The sequence below is a fragment of the Pseudomonas violetae genome (assembly GCF_023072615.1).
Taxonomy (GTDB): domain Bacteria; phylum Pseudomonadota; class Gammaproteobacteria; order Pseudomonadales; family Pseudomonadaceae; genus Aquipseudomonas; species Aquipseudomonas violetae.
In genome coordinates, this window is record NZ_JAKNRW010000035.1 from 46,145 (window position 1) to 52,407 (window position 6,263).

General features: G+C 62.5%; 7 protein-coding genes. 5 read left to right on the forward strand and 2 right to left on the reverse strand.

The features are described from left to right. Nucleotides 1-19: 19 nt before the first annotated feature. Both paaX and paaY read right to left on the reverse strand, forming a co-directional pair. On the reverse strand, nt 20-943 hold the full coding sequence (gene paaX / locus L9059_RS25640; protein ID WP_247293657.1) for a phenylacetic acid degradation operon negative regulatory protein PaaX: 924 nt from the start codon (nt 941-943) through the stop codon (nt 20-22). Nucleotides 944-1,101: 158 nt separating this feature from the next. After that, on the reverse strand, nt 1,102-1,698 hold the full coding sequence (gene paaY, locus L9059_RS25645) for a phenylacetic acid degradation protein PaaY (RefSeq protein WP_247293658.1): 597 nt from the start codon (nt 1,696-1,698) through the stop codon (nt 1,102-1,104). Between the two features lie 371 nt (nt 1,699-2,069). On the opposite strand from paaY, the gene paaF reads away from it, so the two are divergent. The 5 genes from paaF to L9059_RS25670 form a co-directional block, all read left to right on the forward strand. Then, entirely contained in the window at nt 2,070-2,843 is a 774-nt protein-coding gene (paaF, locus tag L9059_RS25650) for a 2,3-dehydroadipyl-CoA hydratase PaaF (RefSeq protein ID WP_247293659.1), read from the forward strand. 58 nt (nt 2,844-2,901) lie between these two features. Next, nucleotides 2,902-3,693, forward strand: coding sequence for a 2-(1,2-epoxy-1,2-dihydrophenyl)acetyl-CoA isomerase PaaG (paaG, locus tag L9059_RS25655; protein WP_247293663.1), 792 nt, complete (start codon nt 2,902-2,904; stop codon nt 3,691-3,693). Between the two features lie 3 nt (nt 3,694-3,696). Continuing rightward, entirely contained in the window at nt 3,697-5,214 is a 1,518-nt protein-coding gene (paaH, locus tag L9059_RS25660) for a 3-hydroxyacyl-CoA dehydrogenase PaaH (RefSeq protein WP_247293660.1), read from the forward strand. Next, complete coding sequence (gene paaI, locus L9059_RS25665; protein WP_247293661.1) at nt 5,207-5,656, forward strand: hydroxyphenylacetyl-CoA thioesterase PaaI; 450 nt, start codon at nt 5,207-5,209, stop codon at nt 5,654-5,656. The genes paaH and paaI overlap by 8 nt, the downstream gene beginning before the upstream one ends. Beyond that, the coding region (locus tag L9059_RS25670) for a thiolase family protein (protein ID WP_282615610.1) at nt 5,649-6,263 on the forward strand (615 nt) is incomplete at its 3' end. The genes paaI and L9059_RS25670, both read left to right, overlap by 8 nt.

Genomic DNA, 6,263 nt, shown 5'->3' on the forward strand with positions numbered 1-6,263 from the left:
CGCTCCTGGCTCTGGTGAGCTATTTCAGCCCACCGAAGCGTCGATAGAAACTTTCACCGACGTCGGGCAACGGTCCATCGGCAGTTTCCAGCGCACTGTTCAGCCACTCCTCGGCCTTGGCGTAAATCAAACGATAAATGTTGCGGCACAGCTGGCGTGCAGCGCGGCCTTCCCAGTCACCGGGGAGCAATTCGTCCGGCAGCTGAGGGTCGCGCAACAGCAGTTTGCGGTACTCGTGAATAAGCAGGACCCGTGCCAGGAAACAGTCCGCCGGCTGCAGGTTTTCCTGCTCGCGAAGCGCCTGCCAGAGGGGCCGGAACAGCTGGATGAACTCGCTGTAGTGGGTCGCCAGTTCTTCGATGTTCCAGCTCTCGCGTACCTGCAGGCGCAGGGCTTTGGAGGCCAGCACATCCTGGGCTGTCGTCTCGAAAACGATGGTTTCTTCCTGGGCGCCAAGGTCGAGCAAGGTGGCGTTCAGATCGCTGCGGTCGCTGCGCGGGCAGGCCAGCACCGCCGGCGAGATCGCACCATAACCTTGCCACTCGAGCTCTTCGCGCACCTGTTTGCGCTTGTCCTGGGTCAGTTGGGTGAGCATCACCAGGCTCCATGAACCATCCCACGCAGGCACGGTTGAGCTGTAGACCCGCTTGAAGGCCTTGTCGAAACGCCGGCGACCGGTGCCGGTCAGGCTGTAATAACTGCGCCGCCCGACCTTTTCGGCGGTCAACCAGCCTTCCTTGGTCAGGCGGAAGATCGAGGTACGGATCAGCCGCTCGTTGATACCCATGGGCTCAAGCAATTGAATCAGGCTTCCCAGCCAGACCGTTCCGCCATGAGGCTCGATAGCGTCACCGTACAACGTGATGATCAGGGAGCTGGCGCGAATCGGCGTCTGCTCCTGGAAGCGGGTAATCAGATGGTTCAGGGGAATCAGGGACGACATGGGCGTACCGGCTTGAAAAAAGAAAAGGAATATACCGAAAGCCAGCCTGTGAACCCAATGTCCTTGTGGGAGCGGGCTTGCTCGCGAAAGCGGTCATCAGGCTTCACATCGGTGACCGTCAGATCGCTTTCGCGAACAAGCCCGCCCCCATAGGGTGTTCACAGAGTGCTGCTCTTGGGTCGCAGGCCGCTGTCGCTGATTCTCGGGCGCCCGGGTTCCGGTTGCGCGAGCGGTTCGCAAACCTGCATCTGCTTCAGGCATCGCTTGGCCAGTTGCTGATATTCGCGTGTGCCCGCCTGCTTCCATGCCACTTCCTCATCGCTAAGAGCGCGTTTGACGCTGGCCGGCGCGCCCATTACCAGGGACTGCTCCGCACACTCGAATCCGGCTTTGACAAAAGCCGCCGCCGAGACAAAGGAACGCGGGCCGATTCGCGCGTTGTCCATCACCACCGCGTTCATTCCCACCAATGCATCCGCGCCGATCCGGCAACCGTGCAACACCGCGCCGTGGCCAATATGACCATTACGCTCGACCACCGTGTCGCTGTGCGGAAAACCGTGCATCACGCAGGTGTCCTGCAAATTGGCGCCCTCCTCCAGCACGATCCGACCGAAGTCGCCCCGCAGGCTGGCCAAGGGTCCGACGTAGCAGTGAGGACCGACGATCACATCGCCGATCAACACAGCCGAAGGGTGCACATAAGCAGTGGGATCAACCACCGGGGTCAGGCCGTCGAGGCTATAGCAGGTCATGGGACGTTCCTTGAAGCACGTGACAAGGCATGATCGCAAAGCGATGCCGTTATGAACGTATTTTGTATCACATCGATTTTATCAACACAAAGGCAAAAAAGCGTATCACTTGCCACGCCTCGACAAATCGGCGTTAACAAGGGCCGCAAAATCGTTATATACGCCAATTAATAGGATGTATAAGCGCTATAAAAGCGTGTCCAGCCGACTGAACGACAAACCCCAAGAACCCATAATAAGACACGTTATATACATTTTGTAGTTGCATTTACGTATCACGTTGTAGGTATACTCCGGCAAAACCGGCCTACCGCGCCGATCCAATAATGAGCCGGCATCACCGCCGAGCGTGCACCGTGAGGGCATCCGCCATGCCTCTAACCCTTGCTGTCGAGTTCATCGAGCCGGGCGTCCGTCTGATTACCCTGCAGCGCCCGCAAGCGCTGAACGCCCTGACCACCGAGTTGCTGGGCGAACTGGCCGACGAACTGCTTGCCGCCCAGACCGATGCCACCACCCGGGTGGTGGTCCTGACCGGCAGCCGCAAAGCCTTCGCCGCTGGCGCCGACATCAAGGAAATGGCCGAGCGCAACCTGGTCGGCATCCTTGAGGACCCGCGCCAGACTTCATGGCAGACCATCACTGGCTTCAACAAACCACTGATCGCCGCCGTCAACGGCTTTGCCCTCGGCGGCGGCTGCGAACTGGCGATGCACGCCGACATCATCATTGCCGGTGAGGACGCGCGGTTCGGTCAGCCGGAAATCAATCTGGGGATCATGCCCGGCGCCGGCGGCACCCAACGCCTGCTGCGGGCCGTGGGCAAATCCATGGCAATGCAGATGGTCCTGACCGGCGAGGCGATCGATGCCCGCCAGGCGCAACGGGCCGGCCTGGTGAGTGAAGTTACCCAACCGGAATTCACCGTCGAACGTGCCCTGCACATTGCCCGCAACATCGCCACCAAGGCCCCGCTGGCGGTACGCCTGGCCAAGGAAGCGCTGCTCAAGGCCATGGACACGGACCTGGCCAGCGGCCTGCGTTTCGAACGCCACGCATTCACCGTGCTGGCCGGCACCCGCGACCGCGATGAAGGTATCCAGGCGTTCCAGCAAAAGCGCACGCCGACGTTTACCGGGCAGTAAGCCGATCAGCAAACCTCCTTTCAAAAAAGCGAACGACCTCTCAGAGAGCGCCATGACCATGAACTTCGAACACATCCTGTTTTCCATCGAGGCTGGTGTTGCCATGCTCAGCCTCAATCGGCCCGAGCAGCTCAACAGCTTCAATGCACAGATGCATGGCGAAGTGAAGGAAGCGCTGAAGCAGGTTCGCCAGAGTCCGGACGTGCGAGTACTGCTGCTGACCGGTGAAGGCCGCGGCTTCTGCGCCGGGCAGGATCTGAGCGACCGCAACGTCGCGCCAGGCAGCGCGGTGCCGGACCTGGGCGAGTCGATCGAGAAGTTCTACAACCCGCTGATCCGCCAACTGCGTGACCTGCCGCTACCAGTGATCTGCGCAGTCAATGGCGTGGCGGCTGGCGCCGGCGCAAACATTCCGCTGGCCTGCGACTTGGTGATTGCCGCACGTTCGGCGAGCTTCATCCAGGCCTTCTGCAAGATTGGTCTGATCCCCGATTCCGGTGGCACCTGGACCCTGCCGCGCCTGGTCGGAATGGCTCGCGCCAAAGCGCTGGCCCTGCTGGGCAATCGCCTGAGCGCCGAGCAGGCCGAGCAATGGGGGCTGATCTACCGCGTGGTGGACGATGCCCAATTGCGCAACGAGGCCCTGACTCTCGCCCGCCATCTGGCCACGCAGCCAACCTACGGCCTGGCGCTGATCAAACGCAGCCTGAACGCAAGCCCGAGCAACACCTTCGACGAGCAGCTGGAACTGGAAAAGGACCTGCAGCGCCTGGCCGGGCGTAGCGAGGATTACCGTGAAGGCGTCGGCGCATTCATGGAAAAACGCACCCCAAATTTCAAGGGGCGCTGAGTCATGACGGCACTGAACATAAACGCGCAGATCGCCGTGATCGGCGCCGGGGCCATGGGCGCCGGGATTGCCCAGGTTGCGGCACAGGCCGGCCACCCAGTGCTATTGCTGGACAATCGCCCGGGCGCTGCGGCGCAAGCTATCGAAGGTATTGACCGGCAGTTGGGCAAACGGGTGGAGAAAGGCAAGCTGTCGGACCAGGCGCGGCTGGCAACTGTCGCTCGCCTGCAGGCTGTGGACAACATCGCGGCGTTGGCCGATTGCGCGCTGATCATCGAAGCCATCGTCGAGAGTCTCGAGGTCAAGCGCGCGCTCTTCCGTCAGCTGGAAAGCCTCTGCGGTGAGCACTGCATGCTGGTCAGCAACACCTCGTCGCTGTCGATCACTAGCATTGCCGCGCAACTCGACCACCCGCAACGCCTGCTGGGCTTGCACTTCTTTAACCCTGCACCGGTGATGGCGTTGGTGGAAATCGTCTCCGGCCTGGCCAGCGATCCGTCGCTGGCCGAGTGCCTGTACGACACCGCAAAGGCCTGGGGCAAAAAACCGGTACACACCCGCTCGACGCCAGGCTTTATCGTCAACCGTGTCGCCCGCTCTTTCTACGCCGAGAACCTGCGTCTGCTGCAGGAAGGTGCCGCCGACTGCCCGACCCTTGATGCACTGATGCGCGACGCTGGCGGCTTTGCCATGGGCGCGTTCGAGCTGACCGACCTGATCGGCCATGACGTCAACTATGCCGTGACCTGTTCGGTGTTCGACGCCTATTACGGCGATACGCGGTTCCTGCCGTCATTGATCCAGAAGGAGCTGGTGGATGCGGGGCGCCTGGGACGCAAGAGCGGCCAGGGGTTCTACCACTACGCCGATGGCATCACCCGTGCGCAGCCGACTGAAGTCACCAGCCGCGCCGTCGTAGACACCTGCGTCGTGGAAGGCGATCTGGGCGTGGCCAACGCACTGCTTGCGCGTCTGCGTGAACACGGTGTTGAAGTGATCCAGCGCGACGGCCATGGCGTAGTGCGGGTCGGCGACGCGGTGCTTGCCTTGAGCGACGGCCGCATGGCCTGCCAGCGTGCCAGGGAAGATGGCTTGGACAACCTGATCCTGTTCGATTTGGCGTTTGACTATGGCCAGGCCAGCCGCATCGCCGTCAGCTGCTGTGCCAACATCGACCCAACCGCCCTGCAACAAGGCGTGGCCCTGCTGCAACGAGCCGGGCTCAGCGTCAGCCAACTCAGCGACAGCCCGGCCCTGGCGGTAATGCGCACCGTCGCGACGCTCGCCAATGAAGCGGCCGATGCCGTGCTGCACGGTGTGGCTTCGGCCGCCGACGTCGACCTGGCCATGCGCGCCGGGGTCAATTACCCCCAAGGTCCGCTGGCATGGGCCGACGCCATTGGCCTGGGGCACATCCTCACTGTTCTGGACAATCTGCAAGCCGGGTACGGCGAAGAACGCTATCGCCCCTCGTTGCTGCTGCGGCGCCGGGTCGCCGAAGGGAGAGCCTTGCATGACTAACCATGAAGCGATGCACCTGGCCAGTACCTGCGCGCAAACCATGCTCCAGCGTGACGCCGCCAGCCAGGCTATGGGCATGCGTCTGCTTTCTGCTGCGCCAGGCTGCGCACGGGTCGGCATGAGCGTGCGCGCCGACATGATCCAGGGTCACGGCACCTGCCACGGCGGCTACCTGTTCGCCCTCGCCGACTCGGCATTTGCCTTTGCCTGCAACAGCTACAACGACGCCACGGTGGCCATCGGTTGCAGCATCGACTACATCGCCCCGGCACACCAGGGCGATACGCTCACCGCTGATTGCATCGAGCAAAGCCGATCCGGGCGCACCGGCAATTACGACGTACGCATTGAAAACCAACAGGGCCAGCTGATCGCGCTGTTCCATGGCAAGTCCTACAAAGTGCGCGGCACGGTGCTCGCGCAGGAGAACCCGAATGAATGATGCCTTGATCATCGATGCGGTACGCACCCCCATCGGCCGCTACGCCGGCGCCCTCAGCAGTGTGCGTGCCGACGACCTCGGCGCGATACCGCTGCGTGAACTGCTGCGTCGTCACCCGCAAGTCGACTGGGCAGCGGTGGACGACGTGATCTACGGCTGCGCCAACCAGGCCGGCGAAGACAACCGTAATGTCGCACGCATGTCGGCACTGCTGGCCGGGCTGCCGGTGAGCGTTCCGGGCACCACCCTCAACCGCCTGTGCGGTTCCGGGCTGGATGCGATCGGCACGGCGGCCAGGGCGATTCGTTGTGGTGAGGCCGGGCTGATGCTGGTGGGTGGCGTCGAATCGATGTCCCGTGCACCACTGGTAATGGGCAAGGCCGAGCAGCCGTTCTCCCGCGATGCACACCTCTACGACACCACCATCGGCTGGCGCTTCGTCAATCCGCTGATGAAAAAAACCTTCGGCATCGACTCCATGCCGGAGACTGCCGAAAACGTCGCGGAACAGTTCAACATCTCCCGCGCCGACCAGGACGCCTTCGCCCTGCGCAGTCAGCAACGGGCGGGGGCGGCCCAGGCCAGCGGGCGCCTGGCGCGGGAAATC